Source organism: Streptomyces otsuchiensis (assembly GCF_004305975.1).
In the GTDB taxonomy this organism is placed as follows: Bacteria; Actinomycetota; Actinomycetes; order Streptomycetales; family Streptomycetaceae; genus Streptomyces; species Streptomyces otsuchiensis.
Map to the genome: position 1 here is coordinate 1 of NZ_BHZI01000611.1, position 445 is coordinate 445.

At 71.0% G+C, this 445-nt stretch carries 1 protein-coding gene; it reads right to left on the reverse strand.

Features of this window, described 5'->3' with window-relative positions; all coding sequences use genetic code 11:
- Positions 1–445 (reverse strand): zinc-binding dehydrogenase (locus E0D90_RS26080; protein ID WP_130800352.1); only part of this gene is annotated, 445 nt, incomplete at both ends.

Consider the following 445-nt stretch of genomic DNA (forward strand, 5'->3'; position numbering starts at 1 on the left):
TGCCGCGCCTGACTCATGAACCGCATCGCCTCAGCAGCCCGCCGCACATCCCAGCACGTCAACGGCAACGGCTGGAGCACACCCTCCTCGAAGAGCGTCAACAACTCGGCGAACATGGTCTGGAGCCGGCGCGGTCCGGCCTCGATCAGGTCGAAGGCGCTGTAGGTGACACCGGGCGGCATCCCGGCCGGGTCCCGGACGTCGGTCTTGCCCATCTCCACGAACCGCCCGCCGTCACCGAGCAGTCCGAGCGACGCGTCCACGAACTCCCCCGCGAGGGAGTTGAGCACGACGTCCACCCGGCCGAACCGCTCGCCGAACTCCAGGTCGCGGGAGGAGGCGATGTGCTCGCCGTCGAGCGGCAGCACCCGCTGCTTGGCGGGGCTCGCCGTGGCGAACACCTCGGCCCCGGCATGCCGGGGCCGAGGTGTTCGCCACGGCGAGC